24 protein-coding genes are annotated in these 21544 nt (G+C 71.2%); 2 read left to right on the top strand and 22 right to left on the bottom strand.

All coding sequences use genetic code 11. The features are described 5' to 3' along the window. Positions 1–46 precede the first annotated feature (46 nt). From frr to rpsB, 4 genes are all read right to left on the bottom strand, one after another. Positions 47–604, bottom strand: coding sequence for a ribosome recycling factor (gene frr / locus ACFWVE_RS05430; protein WP_004924833.1), 558 nt, complete (start codon positions 602–604; stop codon positions 47–49). A gap of 181 nt (positions 605–785) precedes the next feature. Continuing rightward, a complete protein-coding gene (gene pyrH, locus ACFWVE_RS05425; protein ID WP_384008447.1) occupies positions 786–1541 on the bottom strand; it encodes a UMP kinase in 756 nt (251 codons plus the stop codon). A gap of 190 nt (positions 1542–1731) precedes the next feature. After that, positions 1732–2577 (bottom strand): translation elongation factor Ts, encoded by an 846-nt coding sequence (gene tsf / locus ACFWVE_RS05420; RefSeq protein WP_257848000.1) that lies wholly within the window; start codon positions 2575–2577, stop codon positions 1732–1734. A gap of 160 nt (positions 2578–2737) precedes the next feature. After that, positions 2738–3691, bottom strand: a complete 954-nt coding sequence (gene rpsB / locus ACFWVE_RS05415; protein ID WP_384008445.1) for a 30S ribosomal protein S2 — start codon at positions 3689–3691, stop codon at positions 2738–2740. A gap of 366 nt (positions 3692–4057) precedes the next feature. Here rpsB and ACFWVE_RS05410 point away from each other — a divergent pair, with 366 nt between their 5' ends. Then, complete coding sequence (locus ACFWVE_RS05410) at positions 4058–4663, top strand: M23 family metallopeptidase (RefSeq protein WP_384008521.1); 606 nt, start codon at positions 4058–4060, stop codon at positions 4661–4663. Between the two features lie 202 nt (positions 4664–4865). On the opposite strand, the gene ACFWVE_RS05405 is transcribed toward ACFWVE_RS05410, so the two are convergent. The 17 genes from ACFWVE_RS05405 to ACFWVE_RS05325 all read right to left on the bottom strand — a co-directional run bounded on the left by ACFWVE_RS05405 (position 4866) and on the right by ACFWVE_RS05325 (position 18259). Beyond that, complete coding sequence (locus ACFWVE_RS05405) at positions 4866–5423, bottom strand: TetR/AcrR family transcriptional regulator (protein ID WP_384008519.1); 558 nt, start codon at positions 5421–5423, stop codon at positions 4866–4868. A gap of 143 nt (positions 5424–5566) precedes the next feature. After that, positions 5567–6409 (bottom strand): RNA polymerase sigma factor WhiG, encoded by an 843-nt coding sequence (gene whiG, locus ACFWVE_RS05400; protein ID WP_384008443.1) that lies wholly within the window; start codon positions 6407–6409, stop codon positions 5567–5569. 335 nt (positions 6410–6744) lie between these two features. Continuing rightward, a complete protein-coding gene (dprA, locus tag ACFWVE_RS05395) occupies positions 6745–7998 on the bottom strand; it encodes a DNA-processing protein DprA (protein ID WP_384008441.1) in 1254 nt (417 codons plus the stop codon). Then, a complete protein-coding gene (locus ACFWVE_RS05390) occupies positions 7995–9620 on the bottom strand; it encodes a YifB family Mg chelatase-like AAA ATPase (protein ID WP_384008439.1) in 1626 nt (541 codons plus the stop codon). Before ACFWVE_RS05390 ends, dprA begins: the two co-directional genes overlap by 4 nt. A gap of 1 nt (position 9621) precedes the next feature. After that, a complete protein-coding gene (locus ACFWVE_RS05385) occupies positions 9622–10026 on the bottom strand; it encodes a YraN family protein (RefSeq protein ID WP_384008437.1) in 405 nt (134 codons plus the stop codon). A 58-nt stretch (positions 10027–10084) separates the two neighbouring features. Next, positions 10085–10393, bottom strand: a complete 309-nt coding sequence (locus ACFWVE_RS05380; RefSeq protein WP_003965949.1) for a DUF2469 domain-containing protein — start codon at positions 10391–10393, stop codon at positions 10085–10087. 114 nt (positions 10394–10507) lie between these two features. Then, positions 10508–11044 (bottom strand): NUDIX hydrolase, encoded by a 537-nt coding sequence (locus tag ACFWVE_RS05375; RefSeq protein WP_384008435.1) that lies wholly within the window; start codon positions 11042–11044, stop codon positions 10508–10510. Continuing rightward, positions 11034–11819, bottom strand: coding sequence for a signal peptidase I (gene lepB / locus ACFWVE_RS05370; RefSeq protein WP_384008433.1), 786 nt, complete (start codon positions 11817–11819; stop codon positions 11034–11036). Before lepB (ACFWVE_RS05370) ends, ACFWVE_RS05375 begins: the two co-directional genes overlap by 11 nt. 79 nt (positions 11820–11898) lie before the next feature. Further along, positions 11899–12891 carry a signal peptidase I gene (lepB, locus tag ACFWVE_RS05365; RefSeq protein ID WP_384008431.1) on the bottom strand — a complete coding sequence of 331 codons (993 nt, stop codon included), beginning with the start codon at positions 12889–12891 and terminating at the stop codon, positions 11899–11901. Further along, on the bottom strand, positions 12779–13873 hold the full coding sequence (gene lepB / locus ACFWVE_RS05360) for a signal peptidase I (protein ID WP_384008429.1): 1095 nt from the start codon (positions 13871–13873) through the stop codon (positions 12779–12781). The genes lepB (ACFWVE_RS05365) and lepB (ACFWVE_RS05360) overlap by 113 nt, the downstream gene beginning before the upstream one ends. Further along, positions 13866–14618, bottom strand: a complete 753-nt coding sequence (lepB, locus tag ACFWVE_RS05355) for a signal peptidase I (RefSeq protein WP_384008427.1) — start codon at positions 14616–14618, stop codon at positions 13866–13868. Before lepB (ACFWVE_RS05355) ends, lepB (ACFWVE_RS05360) begins: the two co-directional genes overlap by 8 nt. A 45-nt stretch (positions 14619–14663) precedes the next feature. Then, positions 14664–15014, bottom strand: a complete 351-nt coding sequence (gene rplS, locus ACFWVE_RS05350; protein ID WP_384008425.1) for a 50S ribosomal protein L19 — start codon at positions 15012–15014, stop codon at positions 14664–14666. A 131-nt stretch (positions 15015–15145) separates the two neighbouring features. After that, positions 15146–15979, bottom strand: a complete 834-nt coding sequence (gene trmD / locus ACFWVE_RS05345; RefSeq protein WP_384008423.1) for a tRNA (guanosine(37)-N1)-methyltransferase TrmD — start codon at positions 15977–15979, stop codon at positions 15146–15148. Next, on the bottom strand, positions 15979–16566 hold the full coding sequence (gene rimM, locus ACFWVE_RS05340; protein ID WP_384008421.1) for a ribosome maturation factor RimM: 588 nt from the start codon (positions 16564–16566) through the stop codon (positions 15979–15981). The genes trmD and rimM overlap by 1 nt, the downstream gene beginning before the upstream one ends. A gap of 81 nt (positions 16567–16647) precedes the next feature. Next, on the bottom strand, positions 16648–16887 hold the full coding sequence (locus tag ACFWVE_RS05335; protein WP_042168092.1) for an RNA-binding protein: 240 nt from the start codon (positions 16885–16887) through the stop codon (positions 16648–16650). 2 nt (positions 16888–16889) lie between these two features. Continuing rightward, positions 16890–17318 carry a 30S ribosomal protein S16 gene (gene rpsP / locus ACFWVE_RS05330; protein WP_384008419.1) on the bottom strand — a complete coding sequence of 143 codons (429 nt, stop codon included), beginning with the start codon at positions 17316–17318 and terminating at the stop codon, positions 16890–16892. Positions 17319–17656: 338 nt separating this feature from the next. Next, a complete protein-coding gene (locus ACFWVE_RS05325; protein ID WP_384008417.1) occupies positions 17657–18259 on the bottom strand; it encodes a hypothetical protein in 603 nt (200 codons plus the stop codon). 607 nt (positions 18260–18866) lie between these two features. On the opposite strand from ACFWVE_RS05325, the gene ACFWVE_RS05320 reads away from it, so the two are divergent. Next, entirely contained in the window at positions 18867–19736 is an 870-nt protein-coding gene (locus tag ACFWVE_RS05320) for a methyltransferase domain-containing protein (RefSeq protein WP_384008415.1), read from the top strand. Between the two features lie 98 nt (positions 19737–19834). On the opposite strand, the gene ffh is transcribed toward ACFWVE_RS05320, so the two are convergent. Then, the gene (gene ffh / locus ACFWVE_RS05315) at positions 19835–21385 is read right to left on the bottom strand and encodes a signal recognition particle protein (protein ID WP_384008413.1); all 1551 of its coding nucleotides are present in this window, start codon (positions 21383–21385) and stop codon (positions 19835–19837) included. Positions 21386–21544 lie beyond the last annotated feature (159 nt).

Raw genomic sequence — 21544 nt, 5'->3', positions numbered from 1 at the left:
CCCCAGTACCCGGCCTGTGGCGGCGCCCCCCAGGAAGAGTCGTTCATCAGACCTCGAGCAGTTCCGCTTCCTTGTGCTTCAGGAGCTCGTCCACCTGGGCGACGTACTTCGCGGTGGTGTCGTCGAGCTCCTTCTCCGCACGGCGTCCCTCGTCCTCGCCGACCTCGCCATCCTTGATCATCTTGTCGATGGCGTCCTTGGCCTTGCGGCGCACGGAACGGATGGAGACCTTGGCGTCCTCGGCCTTGGCCTTGGCCACCTTGATGTAGTCGCGGCGGCGCTCCTCGGTCAGCTCGGGAAACACCACGCGGATGATGTTGCCGTCGTTGCTCGGGTTGACTCCCAGGTCGGAGTCGCGGATCGCCTGCTCGATGTTGCGCAGCGCGCTCTTGTCGAACGGCGTCACCACGGCCATGCGCGGCTCGGGCACGGAGAACGAGGCCAGCTGGTTGATCGGCGTCGGCGCGCCGTAGTAGTCGGCCACGATCTTGTTGAACATCGCCGGGTGCGCACGGCCGGTGCGGATCGCGGCGAAGTCCTCCTTGGCGACCACGACGGCCTTCTCCATCTTCTCCTCGGCTTCGAGGAGGGTCTCTTCGATCACCACTTGCTCCTGCGTGTCTTGAGTAGGCCCGGCCGCGGTTCCCTGTCGGGGCAACGGCCGGCTGCGTCGCGTCTTCTTCCTGCACGGTTCCCGACCGGTGGGACATTGTCCATCCCCCGGCCCGGTCCGTCCCGTCCGTCCCCCGGAGGTGTCGCCCCTCGGACGGGTGCTTGTGGTCCGGTCACTTCCGGTACGTCGGGTCACCCACCAGCGTGCCGATCTTCTCACCCTTGACGGCGCGCGCGATATTGCCCTCCGCCAGCAGTTCGAAGACGACGATGGGGAGCTTGTTGTCGCGGCACAGGGTGACGGCCGTGGCGTCGGCGACCTTCAGATCACGTGTGATGACCTCGCCGTACCCGAGGTGGTCGAACTTCACCGCGTCGGGGTTGGCCTTCGGGTCGGAGTCGTAGACCCCGTCCACGCCGTTCTTGCCCATCAGCAGTGCCTCGGCGTCGATCTCCAGGGCGCGCTGGGCGGCGGTGGTGTCGGTGGAGAAGTACGGCATGCCCATGCCGGCGCCGAAGATGACCACGCGTCCCTTCTCCAGGTGTCGTACGGCCCGCAGCGGGATGTAGGGCTCGGCGACCTGGCCCATGGTGATGGCGGTCTGGACCCTGCAGTCCACGCCCACCTTCTCCAGGAAGTCCTGGAGCGCGAGGCAGTTCATCACGGTGCCGAGCATGCCCATGTAGTCCGAGCGGGCCCGGTCCATGCCGCGCTGCTGGAGTTCCGCGCCGCGGAAGAAGTTGCCGCCGCCGATGACGATGGCGATCTGCGCGCCGTCACGGACGACCGCCGCGATCTCGCGTGCGATGGCGTGCACCACGTCGGGGTCGACGCCCAGGCCCCCGCCACCGGAGAAGGCCTCGCCGGACAGCTTCAGCAGAAACCGTCCGTGCACGGTGCCGTCGTCGCTCTTCTCAGCCTTGGTCATCGGGGATCCCGCCTCTTTCACCTGTTGCACATACGAAGGAGGCCACTGCCGGTGGGGTGTACGACGCATCCCATGCGGCAATGGCCTCCTCGTCAGATCTGCTGTCGTCCGGCACGCGAGCGTGCGTGACGGCGTGTCCGAACGACTGCTGACGACCCTATAGGGGTCGCGCGTCCGTCGCGGTACGGACTCAGATGCCGACCTTGATGCGCGTGAAGCGCTTCAGGGTGACACCGGCCTCGTCGAGAACCTTCTGGACGGACTTCTTGTTGTCCAGCGCGTAGGGCTGGCCCAGCAGCGTGGCGTCCTTGAAGAAGCCGTTGAGGCGACCCTCGACGATCTTCGGCAGGGCGGCCTCGGGCTTGCCCTCCGCGCGGGTGGTCTCCTCGGCGACGCGGCGCTCGGTCTCGACGACCTCGGCCGGCACGTCCTCCTTGGAGAGGTACTTCGGCGCGAAGGCGGCGATGTGCTGGGCGACGCCCTTGGCGACCGCGGCGCTCTCGTCGGTCTGCTTGTCGAGCTCGACGAGAACACCGATCTGCGGGGGCAGGTCGGGCATCGTGCGGTGCATGTACGCCGTCACGTAGCCGTCGGTGAACTGGGCGAAGCGGTCCAGGACGATCTTCTCGCCCAGGTTGGCGTTGGCCTCGTCGACGTACGCCTGAACGGTCTTGCCGGCCTCGATCTCGGAGGCGAGGAGCGCCTCGATGTCGGCCGGGGAGGACTTGGTGACGTGCTCGGCGATGGCGGTGGCCACGGCCTGGAACTTCTCGCCCTTGGCGACGAAGTCCGTCTCGCACTTCAGCTCGACGAGGACGCCGGAGGAGTTGTCGTCGGCGATGATCGAGACCACGGCGCCGTTCTCGGCGGAGCGGCCCTCGCGCTTGGCGACGCCCTTCTGGCCCTTGATACGGAGCGCCTCGACGGCCTTCTCGACGTTGCCCTCGGCCTCGTCCAGCGCCTTCTTGCAGTCCATCATGCCGGCGCCGGTGAGCTCCCGGAGCTTCTTGACGTCGGCGGCGGTGTAGTTCGCCATGAGTCTGTGAGTCTTCCTCGAAGTCTGGAGAATCGGAGATCTGCGGGGTCTTCGGTGCTCAGTGAGCGGGAGGACCGTGACGCGCCGCGCACCTAAGGGTGGACGGCGGGAGCGGACTTCATGTCACCCGCTCCCGCCGTCATCAGCCCGGACGGGCAGGTCAGGCCTGGTCGGCCTCGGCGGCCGGAGCGGCGTCGGCCGCGGGGGCCTCCTCGGCCGGCTTCTCGGCCTCGGCGGCGGCCGGAGCCTCGGCGGCCGGAGCGTCGGCCGCGGGGGCCTCCGCCTCGGCGGCCTCGGCCGGCTTCTCGGCCTCGGCGGCGGCCGGGGTCTCGTCGGCCTTCTTCTCACCCTCGAGCAGGTCGCGCTCCCACTCGGCGAGGGGCTCGTTGGCGGCCTTCTCGCCCTTGCCCTCGGTGGCGACACCGGAGCGGGAGATGAGGCCCTCGGCGACCGCGTCGGCGATCACACGGGTGAGCAGGGTGACGGAGCGGATCGCGTCGTCGTTGCCCGGGATCTTGTAGTCGACCTCGTCGGGGTCGCAGTTGGTGTCGAGGATGGCGACGACCGGGATGTTGAGCTTCCGGGCCTCGCCGACCGCGATGTGCTCCTTCTTGGTGTCCACGATCCAGACGGCGCTGGGCACCTTCTGCATCTCGCGGATACCGCCGAGGGTCTTCTCCAGCTTGGCCTTCTCGCGGGAGAGGACCAGCAGCTCCTTCTTGGTGAGGCCGGAGGCGGCCACGTCCTCGAAGTCGATCTGCTCGAGCTCCTTGAGGCGCTGCAGACGCTTGTAGACGGTCGAGAAGTTGGTGAGCATGCCGCCGAGCCAGCGCTGGTTGACGTACGGCATGCCGACGCGGGTGGCCTGCTCCGCGATGGCCTCCTGCGCCTGCTTCTTCGTGCCGACGAACATGACCGTGCCGCCGTGGGCGACGGTCTCCTTGACGAACTCGTAGGCGCGGTCGATGTACGACAGCGACTGGAGCAGGTCGATGATGTAGATGCCGTTGCGCTCCGTGAAGATGAAGCGCTTCATCTTCGGGTTCCAACGACGGGTCTGGTGACCGAAGTGGACGCCGCTTTCCAGCAGCTCCCGCATCGTGACGACGGCCATGGCCGTATCTCCTTGATTTTCTCGGTTGTGCCGCGGAAGCCGGCGGCTCCCGCGCCTGACGCCCACGACGCGCCGTTGCCACGAAGGACCGAGGGGCGCTGACACCGGGAGCGGTCGTGACCGGTCCTGATGTCGGGGCGTGCGAAGTCGACCCGGTGACCCGGGTCGCCACCAGAAGTGTACGGGACCCGCGGGGCACCGGGTGACGCCGTTGTCCACAACCGGGTGACGGTCCACAGGTCCGGGCCGTGATCACGGATTCCGTGGAGGCTTTCCGGCATGCGAGTGAGCCGATGCGTGAGCCAGTCCGTGCGGCGGTCCGTGAACCGGTCCGTGCGCCGCTCTCCGAGGGCGTGGGCGCGTCCGATCGTCCTGCTGGTCCTGACACCGACGGTCCTGTTGCCCCCGCCGCCGTCATCGCTGCCGACGGCCTTGCCGTCATCGCCGCCACTGCAGCTCGCGGCTCTGGCCGGGGACACCGCTCGGGCCGGTGCCGGGGTGCCGGCCGTCGGACGGGTCTGGCCCGTGGGGGTCCGGCCCCGGGTGCTGCGGGGCTGGGAACCACCGGAGACTCCGTACGGGCGCGGGCACCGGGGAGCGGACCTGGCGGCGGTGCCGGGGACACCGGTGCGGGCGGTGGCGGCGGGCCGGGTCTCCTTCGCCGGCCAGGTGGCCGGACGGGGCGTCGTCTCGGTGGAGCTGTCGGACACGGGGACGCCGCCGCTGCGTACCACCTACGAGCCGGTCCACCCGTCGGTGGAGAAGGGGGCCCGGGTGGCACCGGGTGAGGTGGTCGGGGCGGTGGCGGCGACGGACCCGGCGAGGAGCCCGCACTGCACGGCTCCCTGCCTGCACTGGGGCCTGCTCAGAGCGGACGTCTACCTCGATCCGCTCGCCCTGCTCCCGCCCTGGCTCCTGCGCGCCGGCCCGCCGAGACTCCTCCCGGTCCTCGGCCTGCCGGTACCGGAGTGACCGGCAGGCGGGGGAGGACGAAAGAGCAGGGCTGAACGGGAGAGCAGGGCTGAACGGGGCAGGGAGACGGGGTTCCCGCCGGACCGGAAAACGCCGGGGAGGGGCCGGGACCTGCGCGGCCGGACGGCAGCCGGCACACGCCGGAGCACCGCACGTCCGGCGTCGGAGTGTCCGGGCTCCGGGAGGCCGGGGCTCCGGGCCGTCAGGGCTGGATACCGCGCAGGGTCATGGCGACCGCGGCTTCCGTGATCGTCTCCGGGTGTTCGGCGGCGCCGAGTTCGATGCGGCGCACCGCCGCGTCGACCACACCCTGGAGCAGCATCGCGGCGAGCCGGGGCTGGTCGTGGCCCAGTTCGCCCAGGGCCTCGACGATCATCGCGACGAGGCCGCCGTGGGCCGCGCGGATCTTCTCCCGGGCGCCCGCGTCGAGCTCGCTCGCGGAGATCGCCACCACGGCCCGGTGACGCCGGTCCCCGACCAGTTCCAACTGCTTGCGGACGTACGCCTCGGTCTTGGCCTCGGCGCCGTCGGCCGCTGCCATGGCCGTCTCGACCTCGGCCGCCCAGACCGGGAAGTCGACCTCGCACAGTTCCTCGACGACGGCCGCCCGGGACCGGAAGTACTCGTACACGGAGGAGCGCGCCAGGCCCGTGCGCTCGGCGAGGGCGGGGAAGGTGAGTGCCTCCGTACCGCCCTCGGACAGCAGGGAACGTGCCGCGTCCAGCAGGGCGGCGCGTTGCATCGACCGGTGCTCGGCCACGGAGGCCGCTCGAATCCTTGGCACGCCACCACTTTACGGACGCGCCGCGCGAGGTGGGAGCCCCCGGCCGAAACCGCAGGCCGGACGGGCGTACCCCGGCGGCCGGCTCGGCCGGCGGGTCGAGCGGGGGCCCGGCGGCCCGCTCAGCCCCGGAAACCTGCCAGCTTCGCCCTGAGCTGGAGGACGGACTTGGTGTGGATCTGGCTGACCCTGCTCTCGGTGACCCCCAGCACATGGCCGATCTCGGCCAGGGTGAGCCCTTCGTAGTAGTAGAGCGTGACCACGGTCTTCTCCCGCTCCGGAAGTGTGTTGATCGCCCGGGCCAAAAACCTCCGCAGCTCCCGGTCCTCGACCACTTCCACCGGGTTGTCGGCGGCGGTGTCCTCCAGGGTGTCCATCAGGCTGAGCCGGTCGCCGCCGTCGCCCCCGGCATGCAGCAGCTCCTCCAGGGCGACGACGTTGGCGAGCGACAGTTGGCTGAAAACCGCGTGCAGTTCGTCCACGGCGATGCCCATCTCGCCGGCGACCTCGCTCTCCGTCGGCGTACGCCTGAGCCGTGCCTCCAGCGTCGCGTACGCCCGCTCGACATTGCGCGCCTTCTGCCGCACCGAGCGCGGAATCCAGTCCAGGGCCCGCAGTTCGTCGATCATCGCGCCCCTGATGCGGGTGATCGCGTAGGTCTCGAACTTGATCTCCCGGTCGACGTCGAACTTCTCGATCGCGTCGATCAGCCCGAACACCCCGGAGGAGACGAAGTCCGCCTGGTCGACATTGGGCGGCAGCCCCACGCTGACCCGGCCCGCGACATACTTCACCAACGGCGAGTAGTGCAGGATCAACTGCTCCCGCAGCCGCTCGTCGCCCGTCGCCTTGTACGACCGCCACAGCTCGTCGAGCGTCGAGGGGGCGGGCGGCCGCACGCTGCCACCGTCACGGGCGGCTGGGGGGATCGCCGCCCGGTCGGACCCGGAGGTGTGCTGGGGCATTCGTCGCCTTGTGCCGTTCTGCAGTGGACTGGTGCTGCCTGGGTGAGCCGTCTGTCTGATGCCGGGCCGTCTGCCTGTGCTGCCTGCCCGTACCGCCTGCGGTGATCGCCTGCCGGGCTTCCTTCCGTGCTGTCGCTCCGTGCGGGGACGCTTGTGAGCGTAGCGTGACTGCGGGGTCGCGGTGTGCGAAGAAGTGAGGTCGGGGCGGGTGCGGGCGTGTCCCGCACCCCACCTCGCCGGGTGAGCCTCGTCGCTCTACGTGATCACCCGGGTGTCCCAACTGACGTATTTTCCAAGGGGTGTAGCCGTTCCCCCGGACGGCCGAACACCCTCCGTCAGGGAACACCGGAACCGTCGTCGACCGGGATGACCGCCTGGCGTGTCAACTTCCAGCCGTCGCCGTGTCGTTCGACGTACCCGAGTGCACGCAGTTCGTACAGTCTCGCGATCGCGTCGTCCTGGGTGGTCCGTGCGTCGCGCGCGATGCCGTCGGCGGGGGCCGCCCCGCGCACGGGCAGCGCGTCGAGGACCTGGTGGGCTGCGGGTTCCAGCAGGTCCCGGGGCAGCACCGGCCCGCGCCGCTCCGGGGCCAGTTCGCCCATGTCCCCGACCAGTTCGACGATCTCCGCGGCATCGGTGACCAGTACCGCGCCCTGCCGCAGCAGTTCGTGCACCCCGGCCGAGCGCCCGCTGGTGGCCGGCCCCGGTACCCCCATCGTGTGACGTCCCAGGCGCCCTGCCGCTCTGGCGGTCACCAGGGAGCCGCTGCGGTGCGCGGCCTCGACGACTACGGTGCCCCGGGTGAGTGCGGCGATGACCCGGTTGCGGAGGATGAACCTGCTCGGAGTCGGGTGATCACCGGGGGGCAACTCGCCGACGACCAGTCCTTGTTCCGCGATCCTGGTGATCAGCCCGGTGTGTCCGCGCGGGTAGGGCCGGTCGACGCCGCAGGCGAGTACGGCGACGGTGGCGCCGGCCGAGCCGAGCGCGCCGCGGTGTGCGGCGCCGTCGATCCCGTAGGCGCCGCCGGAGACCACGACCCAGCCGTGCTCGGCGAGCTCGGCGGCGAGGGTGGCGGCCATGTGGGCGCCGTACTCGGTGCAGGCGCGGGCGCCGACGACGGCGACCGAGCGCAGTGCCCACATCCGCAGGTCGGCGGGGCCACGCACCCACAGCCCGAGAGGCCGGCCGTCCCCCAGGTCGTCGAGTTGCCGGGGCCATTCGGCCGTCCCGGGGTACACGAACCGCACCCCGGTGTTCCGCGCGACGGCGAGATCCCGGCCCGGGTCGGCCTGCTCGGCCCGCGCCAGCAGTCCTGTCCAGCGGCGGCCGCTCGCCCCCGGCAACGGTCCGGCCCTCGCCCGCAGCCGCGCCGCCACCTCCCGCGCGCCCAGCTCCCGCACCCACCGCCCACCGGTCTCGTCGCCGGGTTCGAGGACCCGGGTGAGAAGGACCCGGGCAAGGAGTTCACCGTCCGCGGGCCCGGCCGCCCCGGCGGACCGGGCTGCCCCGGCTGCCCCGGCGGACTCGGCTTCCCCGGCTGCCCCGGCGGGCTCGGCGGGCTCGGCGGGCTCGGCGGCGCCGCTCATGTCAGCGCCCCGATCTCCATGGGCACCCCGCGCGGGACGCCGGTACGCAGGTGCAGGGCGAGGGCGACGTCCCTGGCGTCGGGCCGGTCGCGGCCGACCAGGTCGGCGACGGTCCACGCGACCCGCAGCACCCGGTCGAGCCCGCGCGCGCTGAGCACACCGCGCTCCAGGCACCGCTCGGCGTCCTCCATCGCACCGGGTGCCGCATGCCAGCGGTGGCGCAGCTCCCGCCCGGGGATGTCGCTGTTGGTGCGCCACGGGGTGCCCGCGAGCCGCCGCGCGGCGCGTTCCCGGGCCGCGCGCACCCGGTCGGCGACCGTGGCGGTGGACTCGCCACGGGCCCCGTCGGCGGTCAGTTCGGCGCGGGTGACGCGCTCGGCCTCGACCCGCAGGTCGACCCGGTCGAGCAGCGGGCCGGACAGCCGGGCCTGGTAGCGGCGGATCGACGAGGGCGGGCACTCGCACAGGCTGTCCTTCGGCGAGAATCGGCCGCAGGGACAGGGATTGGCGGCGAGCACCATGAGGAACCTCGCCGGGAAGCGCACGACGCCCGAGCTGCGTGCGATGACGACGTGCCCGGCCTCCAGGGGCTGGCGCAGGGCGTCCAGGGCATGGCTGCCGAACTCGGGGGTCTCGTCCAGAAAGAGCACGCCCCGATGGGCGAGCGACACGGCTCCGGGACGGGCGATGCCGGGGCCGCCGCCGACGAGCGCCTGCATGGTGGCCGAGTGGTGCGGGGCGCAATAGGGGGCGGTGTCGATCAGGGGCTTGTCCGGGGGCAGCAGGCCGGCCACCGAGTGCACGGCGGTGACCTCCAGGGACGCCTGGCGGTCGAGCGGCGGCAGGAGTGAGGGCAGCCGTTCCGCGAGCATGGTCTTGCCCGCGCCGGGCGGTCCCTCGAGGAACAGGTGGTGGCCGCCGGCCGCCGCCACCTCCACCCCGGTCCGGGCCGGGAGCTGGCCGACGACGTCCGCGAGGTCGTGGCCGGTGTCGTAGTGTGCCGCGCCGGCGCTGTGCATACCGGTGGCCGCGCCGGTGCCGGGTACCCGCAGTCCGGCCAGGAGCGGGTCGGGCCGCCCCCGGCCGCCGGGTTCCTCCTCGGGCACCGGCTCGTCGGTGAGCAGGGCGATCAGCTGGCGCAGGCTGCGGACACCCAGTACGGACACGCCCGGCACCAGCGAGGCCTCGGCGGCGGCGCACTCGGGCACCACGACCTGTTCGTATCCGGCGTCGGCCGCCGCGACGACCGCGGGCAGCGTGCCCCGGACGGGCCGCACCCTGCCGTCCAGACCCAGTTCGCCGATCATCACGAGGTCGGCGAGCACCCGCGGGTCGATCCGCTCGGCGGCGCCCAGGACGGCGCTGGCGACGGCCAGGTCGAAGCCGCTGCCGGCCTTCGGCACCGACGCCGGGCTGAGCCCCACGGTGAGTTTCTTCTGGGGCCATTCCGCCCCGGAGTTGACGACCGCGGCCCTGACCCGGTCGCGGCTCTCCGTCAGGCTCTTGTCCGGCAGCCCCACCAGCGTGAACGCCGACACTCCCGGTTCGAGGTCGGCCTGGACCTCCACGACCACGCCCTCGACGCCGACCAGCGCCACCGAACACGTACGGGCGAACCCCATCTCAGGCCACCCCCCGGACATGCTCGACCCGGGGCGCGCCGCGATCCGGCAGCAGGACGCCGACCAGGTCGATGCGGACGCCGCCGGGCGGCGCTCCCCCGTGTTCCTGGAGCCAGCGTTGCGCCAGGTTCCGCAGCCGGGCCGCCTTGGCGGGGGTGACCGCCTCCATGGGGTGCTGGAAGGACCCGGCCCTGCGGGTCTTGACCTCGCAGACGACGAGGGCGTCGCCGTCCCTGGCCACGATGTCGATCTCGCCGGTCCTGCCGCAGCGCCAGTTGCGCTCCAGGACCGTCATTCCGGCCTGCGCCAGCCGCCGCGCGGCCAGCGCCTCGCCGTACCTGCCGAGCGCGCTGCGTGCCTGCTGTCGTGGGTTCATGTCGGCACCACCTCCGGCGCCCACCGTCACGCAGCCGGCCGCCCAAAGTAGATCTTGGTGGACAACCCGGCGGTTGTGGAGAACTCCGTCACCCGCCCGGGAGCTCCAGGTCACTCTTGTTGAGCTCCTCGATGTTCACGTCCTTGAATGTCAGGACGCGCACCTGCTTCACGAACCTGGCCGGCCGGTACATGTCCCAGACCCAGGCATCCGCCATGGACACCTCGAAGAACACCTCGCCCTGGACCGAGTGCACCTGCATCTCGTAGTCGTTGGTCAGATAGAAGCGACGCTCGGTCTCGATCACGTATTTGAACAGACCGACGACGTCGCGGTACTCCCGGTAGAGCTTCAGCTCCATCTCGGTCTCGTACTTCTCGAGGTCCTCGGCGCTCATGGCATGTTCCCCTTCACCTGTGCGATCCCACCATTGTGCGCCAGTCCCGGGGGCCCCGTCCCCGAACCGGCCCGACCCGCCGGACGGCCCCGGGACCCGCGTCCAGGTCCTGTCCTAGACGGTCTCGGTGTCCAGGGTGACGGGTCCGGCCGGGGGACCCTCGTCGAGCAGGGTGCGCAGCAGCTCGGCGAGTCTCGTCGGGTACACCGTCTCATGGGCCCGAGCCAGTTCCGGGCACGTCCACCAGCGTGCTCCGGTGACGCTGCGCCGCTCGAGCTCGGTCAGCGCCGTGGCCCCGGTGACCGTCCCGGTGGTGCGGGCGAGGTAGTACCACTCGTCCTGGTTCCAGCGGCGGCCCGCGAACGGGAAGGAGCACGTCCGCCGCCACAGCACGGGCCCGAGCTCCACCTCCGTGATGCCGGTCTCCTCCGCGAGCTCCCGCAGCGCCGCCTGTTCACGGCTCTCGTCGCCCTCCACGCCGCCGCCGGGCGTGAACCACCAGTCGTCGGCGGGGTCGTCCGGCTCATGTCCGTGCAGCAGCAGGATGCGGTCCCTCGGGTCGAGGAGGACGACGCGGGCGACCCTGCGCAGCCCGCCCCCGCCCCCGCCCTCGTAGGAGTCGTCGGCGGCATGGGCCGCCTCAGCGGGCACCGCCCGCCTCCGCTCCCGCGTCCGCACGACGGGCCCGGGAGGCGCCGGCCCGCGCGGCGAGCGGGCCGTACGCGGCGCCTCCGAGGATGAGCACGGCACCGCCCATCACCAGGGCGACGACCGTCGGCAGCGGCCCCGGTGAGGAGAGTCCGCCGAGCTCCTCGAAGCCGGTCGGAGCCTGCAGCATGCCGTCCATCGGCCAGACCACCGCGTCGACCCGGGCCTCGACCGCCCCGCGGGAGACGGTGCCGTTCGCGGTGTCGGTGAGATGGGAGGTCGAGTCCAGGGACCCGCTGCGCTCGTCACCGAGCAGGAACAGGCGGCCCTTCGGCACGGTCACCTGCGGGAAGGCATTGAGCCCGGTCACCTCGTCCGCGGAGAGATACGGCTCGTCGATCTCCGTGTCGTTGACCTTCAGCCTGCCGTCCTGCCCGGTGGAGACGGTGTCCCCGCCGACGGCGACCACCCGCTTGACGACCGGTACGTCCGCCCAGCTCTCGTCCCTGAAGACCACGACGTCGCCGCGGCGGACCTCGCCGCCGTCGACGCGCTGGGCCAGCACCCGGTCCCCGGCACCGATCGTCGGCGCCATCGAGGGGGTGGGCACGGCGTACGGCAGGTACACCAGCGCTCCCCAGACGAACCCGCCGAGGAACAGCACCAGACCCAGTACCACGGCCAGTGAGGACAGTCGCCGCCCGGTCCGGCTGCCCGCCGGGCCCGGGCCCGCACCGCCGCCGCGCGAAGCCGTACGTGTCGTGCTCTGCCCAGTCATGGGCGGCACCCTACCCGGCAAGTACCGGACCGGGTCAGCCCCTCCCTCGGGCGACCGCCCCGGCAGCCGCCCGCAGCGCTCAGGCCTTGGGCCCGTTCTCGCGGCGGCGGTCCCACCCGCGCCGCCACAGCACCAGCGGCACCGCGCCCACGAGCGCGACCCCCTGGGGTGCCACCGTCAGCGCCGCGGACGCCGATGCCTGCGTGCCCAGCGCCGGCTGGTCGAAGGTGTCCGGGACCTCGAGCATGTCCCAGCGGCCGACCGGCCAGGCGATGACGACGGCACGGCCGACGACCTCATTCACCGGAACCATGCCGTTGTTCTTGTCGGCCCGGTTGTAGCGCGAGTCCCGGGAATTCTGCCGGTGGTCGCCCATGACCCAGATCTTGCCGTCGGGAACCTCGACCTTGAACTGGCCGCCCTGGTCGTCCTGGCTGCACGGGGTGTTGCCCGGATAGACGTAGTCCGCCTCGTTCAGGGCGACGCCGTTGACCGTCAGCGGGCCGGTGCCCTTGCACTCGACGACGTCACCGCCGACCCCGACGACCCGCTTGATCAGGTCCTTCTCCTCGGCGGACGGCATCAGGCCGATCCAGCTGAGGAACGTCTGCAACGCGTTGGGCTCGGGCATGGGCTCGCCCGCCAGCCAGTTGTCCGGATCGTGGAAGACCACGACCTCGCCGCGCTCGGGCTCGGAGCCGAACCAGGGGGTGAGCTTGTCGACCAGGACACGGTCGCCCTGCTGAAGGGTGTTCTGCATCGAGTCCGACGGAATGGAGAACGCCTGCAGCAGGAACGTCTTGATCAGCAGCGCCAGAACCAGGGCGATACCGACCAGGATGGGCAGCTCCTTCCAGAAGGAGCGTGGCTTCTTCTGTTCGCGGGGCGGCTCGTCCGGCCCCCGGCCGCCGCGCTCCGACCGGTCGTCCGCCACTCTTCCCTCTCCTGCCGCCGGGGAGTCACTCCCGGAGGTCGCGGCGCCGTCCTGGACCGGGGCGTAGGGTTCCGCGGGACGTCCGCGGTGCTCCTCGCCGTCGGCTCCGGACCGTGCGCCAACCGCCACATCCCCCACGCCAGCTCCTCACTCTGTGCCGCCGCCTGCCCCATACGCGGCGCAGGCCCACCACTCCCATAACGAGCGGGAGTTCCGCAGGGCTCGGGAGCTGAATCATTCCGTTCGAATCATCCGGGGCAACCCTATGCGACAGCTGGGCGGCAGCGGTCGACCCGGTCGTCGAGTCCGACACGGAGGCGTAGGTCGTCGGTTCGTCCAGCGTGTTCCAGTGACCGAACGGCCAGGCGATGACCACGGCCCGGCCCACCACCTGTTCCTCGGAGACGGTGCCACCGTAGTCGGTGTCCTGGTGGGCTCGGGAGTCGGCGGAGTTGGACCGGTGGTCGCCCATCACCCACAGGCGCCCCTGGGGCACGGTGACGTCGAACGGCGTGGTGGACGGGGCGTTCCCGGGGAAGAGGTAGTCGTTCTCCTCCAGGGGCACACCGTTGACGGTGACCCGTCCCTGCGTGTCGCAGCACTGGACCTGGTCGCCGCCGACCCCCACGACCCGTTTGATGAGGTCCTTCTCGTTCTCCGAGGGCAGCAGGCCGATGAAGGTGAGCCCGGTCTTGACCTGCTTGATGCCGACCGGGTCCTCCTTCTGGGGGGTGGGCTGCTCGTCCTGCAGCCAGCCGCCGGGGTCCTTGAACACGACGACGTCCCCGCGCTGCGGCTTGGAGCCGAACCACGGGGTCAGCTTGTCCACCAGGACGCGGTCGCCGACCTGGATGGTCTGCTCCATGGAGCCGGACGGGATGACGAAGGCCTGGACGAGGAACGTCTTCAGCACCAGCGCTATCAGGAGGGCGACTCCGATGAGCAGCGGTATCTCCTTGACCGCGCCCTGCCGGCGGCGCCGCTTGACCTTCCGCTGGAGCTTGCGCCGGTCGGCCCGGCTGCGGCCGCTCGCCGCGCTCGCCGCGCGGCGCGCGCCGGTGGGCAGCAGATTGTCCGCGGCGCTCGCCGGGACGCCGCGGGGTCTGCCGCGGTTACCCATGGGCCCCCTCCCCCGGGTACGCTGCGTCCGCCCGTGCCGTCGGCACCGGGGCCGGCACGCGCGTGTAGGCGTCGGGGCGGTGCAGCCGGGTGGCGCGGCCGAAGGGCTGGACGATCCAGTCTGCGCGGCCGATCACCCTGCTCACCGGGATCATGCCGCCGCCGGGCGAACCGAGACGGTCACGGGAGTCGCTGGAGGCTTCGCGGTGATCGCCGAGGACGAACAGACGCTCCTCGGGGACGACGACGTCGAAGGGCACCGTGGAGGCGCTCTCACCGGGGAACAGGAAACCCGACTCGTCGACCGACCGGCCGTTCACCCGGATCCTCCCCTCCTTGTCGCAGCAGACCACGTGGTCCCCGGCCACACCGGCAACGCGCTTGATGTAGTCGGCGTCCCCGAAATACCCGGTGCCGTCGAACACAACCACGTCGCCGCGCTGCGGTCCGGCACCGAAACGGTATGCCAACTTGAGTACGAGAACGCGGTCTCCGGCCCTCAACAAGGGCTCCATCGATCCGCTGGGGATCTGGAACGGCCGGGCCACGAAGGTGCTGAGCGCCAGCAGGAGCAGCAGCACGAGGAACAGGGCCGCGGTGAGCCGTCCCCCGGGAAGCCGTCCCACGAGGTGCCCTGCCAACGAGGAACGCGACCGTCCCTCCGGGCCCGGGGCCCCCGAGGTGTCCTCGGGTCCGGCCGGGTGGGAGGAGCGGTCGCGCTCCGTCGGCTGTGCTTCGGTGTCCATCGGGGCCAGATGTTATCCGGCCCCGCGCCCACCTCGGAAAAGCGCTCAGTTCTCGCGCTTCTCCTTGATCTTCGCCGCCTTGCCGCGCAGCTCACGCAGGTAGTACAGCTTGGCGCGGCGGACATCGCCCTTGGTGACGAGCTCGATCTTCTCGACGATCGGGGTGTGCACCGGGAAGGTGCGCTCGACGCCGACGGAGAAGGAGACCTTGCGGACCGTGAAGGTCTCGCGCACGCCGGCACCCTGTCGGCGGATCACGACGCCCTTGAACTGCTGCACACGGGAGCGGCTGCCCTCGATGACGCGCACGTGGACGTTGACGGTGTCGCCGGGGCGGAAGCCCGGGACGTCGTCGCGCAGCGACGCGGAGTCGACGGAGTCGAGCAGGTGGGACATTTCGTCTGCTTTCTTCGCTGATGCCGCAGGTCATCAACGGCGATAGGAATTCGGATCGGGGTGTGCGGCTCGGAGCGGGCGTCATGTCCCCCTGCGGCAGGGGCGCACGCCGGACGACGCACAACAGGGGCCTATTGTTCCACGCCGCCGGTCCTGCGCCAAAATCGGCCGTACGGCTCCCCGGCCGGGTCCGGCTCCCAGCCCAGGATGGAGAGCATCTCGCGGTCCTTCTTGTCGAAGACCTCGGGCTCGCAGCGCTCGATGAGGTCGGGCCGGTTGGCCGTGGTGCGCCTCAGTGCCTCGTCGCGCCGCCAGCGGGCGATCTTCCCGTGGTGGCCGCTGAGCAGCACGTCGGGGATTCCCCGGCCGCGCCAGACCGGTGGCTTGGTGTGGACGGGGCCTTCCAGGAGGTTGGCCATGGCGCCCGGGGCGAAGGAGTCGTCCCGGTGGGACTCGGCGTTGCCCAGGACGCCGGGCAGCAGCCGGGCCACGGCCTCGGTGACGACGAGGACGGCCGCCTCGCCGCCGGCCAGGACGTAGTCGCCGATCGACACCTCGTACACCGGCATGCGGGTCGCGTACTCGTCGACGACGCGCCGGTCGATCCCCTCGTAGCGGGCCGGTGTGAAGATCAGCCAGGGGCGCTCGGAGAGATGGACGGCGAGTTCCTGGGTGAAGGGGCGGCCGCTGGGGGTGGGGACGATCAGGGCGGGCGCGTGTGCGCCGGTCCCGTAGCCGTCCGCCAGGATCTCGTCGAGCGCCTCGCCCCACGGCTCGGTCTTCATGACCATGCCGGGGCCGCCGCCGTACGGGGTGTCGTCGACGGTGTTGTGCCGGTCACGGGTCCAGGAGCGGAGGTCGTGCACCTGGACGTCCAGCTGTCCACGCGCGCGCGCCTTGCCGACGAGGGAGACGTTCAGCGGTTCGAGGTACTCGGGGAAGATGGTGACGACGTCGAGCCGCATCACGCCTCGTCCCGCGGGGCAGTGGTCTCGTCCCGCGGGAAGTCGCCGTGTCCGTCGGCGACTTCGTCGTGGGCGTCCCGGTCGTCGATGAGACCCGGCGGCGGGTCGATGACCGCGCGCTGCTCCTCGAGGTCGATCTCGGTGACGATCTGCTCCACGAACGGCACGAGCACCTCGCCGCCGTCGGGGCGCTCCACCACGAAGAGGTCCTGCGTCGGCAGGTGGGCGATCTCGGTGATCCGGCCCACCGGCTGCCCGTCCCGGGTGACGACGTCGAGGTCGATCAGCTGGTGGTCGTAGTACTCGTCCTCGTCCTCGGGCTGTTCGTCCGGGTCGACCTCGGCGATGAGGAGGGTGTTGCGCAGCGCCTCGGCGCCGCTGCGGTCACGGACGCCCTCGAAGCGCAGCAGGAGGCGGCCGCTGTGCACCCGGCCGGTCTCGATGGTGAGCGGTCCGACGGATGCGGGATCGGTGGCCAGGACGGCACCCGGCCCGAGCCTCAGCTCCGGCTCGTCGGTGCGGACCTCCACGGTGACCTCGCCCTTGATGCCGTGGGCGCGGCCGATGCGAGCGACTACCAGCTGCACTGTGCTTGTTCTCCTGTCGTACGACGACGGGCCGGGGACGGCCCTGAGGCCCTCCCCGGCCCGAGCCGGTTGCGCTGAGCGTCAGCGGACGTGGTCCACGTCGACGAGGTCGACCCGGACACCGCGGCCGCCGATGGCGCCCACGACGGTGCGCAGGGCGCGTGCGGTGCGGCCGTTGCGGCCGATCACCTTGCCGAGGTCGTCCGGGTGGACCCGGACCTCGAGCACACGCCCGCGGCGCAGGTCGCGCGAGGCGACCTGCACATCGTCAGGATGGTCGACGATGCCCTTCACGAGGTGCTCGAGAGCGTCCTCGAGCATACTCAGGCCTCGGTCGACGCAGACGAAGCGGATTCGGCCGGGGCCTCGTCCTTCTTCTCAGCCTTCTTCTTCTGGGTGATGGCCTCACCCTTGCCCTCGTCCTCGCCGCCGAGCGCCTCGAACGACGGGCGGGCGGACTTCTCGGCCTGCTGCAGCAGCGGAGCCGGGGCGGGCTCGCCCTTGAACTTCTGCCAGTCGCCGGTCTTCTTCAGGATGGCGAGCACGGGCTCGGTCGGCTGGGCGCCGACACCGAGCCAGTACGCCACACGCTCACCGTCGACCTCGATCACCGAGGGGTGATACGTGGGGTGGTACTTGCCGATCTCCTCGATGGCCCGGCCGTCACGGCGGGTACGGGAGTCGGCGACGACGATGCGGTAGTGAGGCGAACGGATCTTGCCCAGACGCTTCAGCTTGATCTTGACTGCCACGGGAGTTGGTTCTCCTGGTTTTTGACGTGGTTGGGCACGGCGAGACGGCCGCGTGGGGTTGCGGTACCCGAGTGCCCGATGGACGCGTCAGCCGGAGGAGAGAGGGTTCCTGTGCGACTGTCGAGTACAGCTAGTCATTGTGCCACACCCCACGGGACGCCCGGGACCGCGAGGATGCGGCAGACCGCACCGGGACACGCCCCGCCGGCACCCGGCGCGACGGAGGCCGTGCCGCCGCACCGGGTGCCTGCGGGGCGGCACGGCTGCCACGGATGCGCGCGCGGACGGCATCCGCGTCTCTGACGTGCGTCCGGCACCCACGAGATGCCGGGTTGCTGTCAGCCCGCGGCCGCGGCCACCCCCTCGGGGATCCGGAACGGCTTGCCGCAGCCGCCGCAGACGATGGGGGCCTGCGCCAGGACCGACGGGACGACGCGCACATTGCGGCCGCAGTCGCAGACGGCCTTGACGCGCACACCACCGCCGGACGAGCCGTGCCGTGCCGCCGGACCGCGGAAGCTGCGGGCGGTGTCGCCCGCGGTCGCGGCGGAGTGCGCCTTCAGGGCTCGCTGGAGGCGCTCGGTCGTCGGACGGTAGCGCCGCTTCGCCTCCGGGGTGAGGGAGACCAGCGAGAAGCCGCTGCTGGGATGCGGCTCGTCGGGGTGGTCCAGACCCAGTTCCTCTGCGATCGCGAGGAATCTGCGGTTGTGGTAGCGGCCGGCGCGGGAAGTGTCGCGTACGCCGCGGGCGGCGGCGACGCCATGGACTGCCTCGTGCAGCAGTCGCTCGAAGGAGAGCTCGTGACCGCACGCGGACGACGACTCCCCGATCAGGGACTCGGGCGCGGCAAGATCGGGCAGCTCGGGGTGGTACCGCTGAATATCGGCCCACGCCTGCGCCAGTTCTGCGGCGAGTACAGGTGGTGTCTGTGTCGTGCTCACGTAATGACAACGAGCCTGGGTGCCCCTGTGTTCCGATTCCGGGGCATCCCAAATAATTTGCCCTTACCCGTCAGTATGCGCTCATGCGTCCCGACGAGGGCGGGTGCGCTGATCTGCGGAGAAGCCTCGCAGCTCACCTCAAGGTGGTGCGTAGGCTGACGTACACGACCCCCCGGCCCGGCGCGTACAAGGCGTCCGCGCGCCGGTGCTCCCGTGGCCCACGGATGCGCAAGGGACGTTTCGGCCGCCCTCGCGAGGGAGCGGTCCCGCACCGGCCCCGGCCCTTCGGGCGAGTGCCACGGTCGCGACGTTACCCCCTCCGCCACCGGCGTCCGCCACCGGCCCACCCCATCGCCGTCACCTGCTCCGGGGCCGTCCGTGATCACCGGTTTGCGGACCTTGGCCGGAACCGTCCGCTCTCCCCCGGATTACCGGAATGTGAATTCTTGCCACTGGCACGAGCGACTCCCAAGCCGCCGCCCCGTTCCACTGGACGCCGGGTCGAGGGCGGAGTTTCCTGGCATGACGGGGGTAGTGCGAGCGCGCCGCACGGGGGGCGAGGCGATCGGGCGGCGCGGGAACTCTCGGCTGATTGGGGCGCTTACCTATGACACCTACGCTCGTGCGGCAGCACCTTCCTCGCACCGGGCACGGCCCTCGCGTGGACCGGCGGGCACGCGCGCGTGACTGGTCCGAGATACAGGAGAGGATGCTCGTACCGCTCTACGAGGCCGTCTACGAACGATTGGACGTGGGGCCCGGGACGCGGTTGCTCGGTCTCGGCTGCGGTTCGGGGCTCGCCCTGCTGATGGCGGCCTCCCGGGGCGCCGCGGTCACCGGCGTCGACACCTCGTCGGACCGGCTGGCCCTGGCGCGCGAGCGGCTGCTGCCCGCCGGGCGGGACACCCGTACGCGCGCGGACGCCCGGATCGTGGACGGGTCCCCCGGGGACACGGCCGGCACGGACACACCGGACGGGGACGACCCCGCGTACACCGTGGTGACCGCCTTCGAACCGATCGGATGCCTGGCGGGCGACGCGGACGGGCTGGGCGAACAGCTCACCGGGGCGATTCCGCTCGCCGGTCACGGAGCGGCCGTGGTGCTCGCCGGCTGGGGCCCGCCGGAGCGCTGCGCCACGGCGTCCGTGCTCCGGGTGGCCACCCGGCTGGCGGAGCCGCTGCGCGGTACGGGCACCTGGCGCCCCGCGCACCGCGACGACCTGGAAGAAGTCGCCCGGCGGGCGGGGCTCAGGCCGGACGGCTCGGGGCGGGTGGCCTGCCCCTTCGGATACGCCGACGTGGACAGCGCCGTACGGGGCCTGCTGTCGACGGGACTGTTCGACCCGGCGATCACGGCGACGGACCAGGTACAGGTGGACAAGGAACTCGCCGAGGCACTGCACCCGTACGAGCGGCGGGACGGGACCGTGTGGATGCCGAACGTCTTCCGGTACCTGATCGCCCGCACACCCTGACCTCACGAGGCCCGCGCACCCGACGCCGACACGGGAGGGGGCGCCCCGGGCAGGGGGCGCCCCCGTGACACAGCTGACCGAACGGATCGAACCGCTCGTCAGCCCATGAACTTCTTGAACTCGTCCGGCAGCTCGAAGTCCTTGCCGCCCTGCTGCGGCAGCCCGAAGGCGCTGCCCCCCTCGGCCGCGGCGGCGCGGCGCTGGGCCTCCTCTTCCTCCTGCTGCTTGCGCTTCATCGGGTTGCCGGAGCGCTGCTTGCCCTTGGCCTGCTTCTGCTTCTTCTTCGTCCGGCCGGGGCCACCGCCCATGCCCGGCATCCCGGGCATCCCCGGCATGCCGCCGCCCTGGGCCATGCGGGACATCATCTTGCGGGCCTCGAAGAAGCGCTCGACGAGGTTCTTCACGGCGCTGACCTCGACGCCGGAGCCCTTGGCGATACGGGCACGGCGGGAGCCGTTGATGATCGACGCGTCCTGGCGCTCGGCCGGGGTCATCGACTTGATGATCGCGGCCGTGCGGTCGACGTCCCGCTCGTCGAGGTTGTTGATCTGGTCCTTGATCTGTCCCATACCGGGCAGCATGCCGAGCAGCTTGGAGATGCTGCCCATCTTCCTGACCTGCTCCATCTGGGCCAGGAAGTCGTCCAGGGTGAAGTCCTGGCCCTTCTTCGACGCCAGCTTGGAGGCCATCTTCTCGGCCTCGTCCTGGCTGAACGTCTTCTCCGCCTGCTCGATCAGGGTGAGCAGGTCACCCATGTCGAGGATGCGGGAGGCCATCCGGTCGGGGTGGAAGGCGTCGAACTCGTCGAGCTTCTCACCGTTCGACGCGAACATGATCGGCTTGCCGGTCACCGAGGCGATCGACAGGGCCGCACCACCGCGGGCGTCGCCGTCGAGCTTGGAGAGCACCACACCGTCGAAGCCGACGCCGTCGCGGAAGGCCTCGGCGGTGTTGACGGCGTCCTGGCCGATCATCGCGTCGACGACGAAGAGGATCTCGTCGGGCGAGACCGCGTCCCTGATGTCCGCGGCCTGCCGCATCAGCTCCTGGTCGATGCCCAGGCGGCCGGCGGTGTCCACGATGACGATGTCGTGGACCTTGGACCTGGCGAACTCGATGGAGTCCTTGGCGACCTCGACCGGGTCGCCCACGCCGTTGCCCGGCTCGGGCGCGTAGACGGCCACGCCGGCGCGCTCGGCGACGACGCTGAGCTGGTTGACGGCGTTGGGGCGCTGGAGGTCACAGGCCACCAGGAGCGGCGAGTGTCCCTGCTCCTTGAGCCAGCGGCCGAGCTTGCCCGCGAGGGTGGTCTTACCGGCACCCTGCAGACCGGCCAGCATGATCACGGTCGGCGGCTGCTTGGCGAACCGCAGGCGACGGGTCTCGCCGCCGAGGATGCCCACCAGCTCGTCGTTGACGATCTTGATGAACTGTTGTGCCGGGTTCAGGGCCTTGGAGACCTCGGCGCCGAGCGCCCGTTCCTTGACGTTCTTGATGAACGCCCGGACGACCGGCAGGGCCACGTCCGCTTCGAGGAGGGCGATACGGATCTCGCGGGCCGTGGCGTCGATGTCCGCCTCGGACAACCTGCCTTTGCCGCGGAGGTTTTTGAAAGTCGCGCTGAGGCGGTCGGAGAGGGTATCGAACACGGTGGCGTCGGTCCTCGGGGTCGGGGGCGGAACTGGGCTGCCCTCCAGGGTATCCGGCCCGGCGAGCAAATCGCCCCCGCCCGCTGCGGTCAGTGGACGGGGGCGGGCCCCCGCGTCGGAGGGGAGCGGTTGGACACTCTCTCCGAATGGTTGTCGGTC

The organism is Streptomyces sp. NPDC058632 (assembly GCF_042717095.1).
In the GTDB taxonomy this organism is placed as follows: Bacteria; Actinomycetota; Actinomycetes; order Streptomycetales; family Streptomycetaceae; genus Streptomyces.
This window is presented reverse-complemented; position numbering and strand designations above follow the sequence as displayed.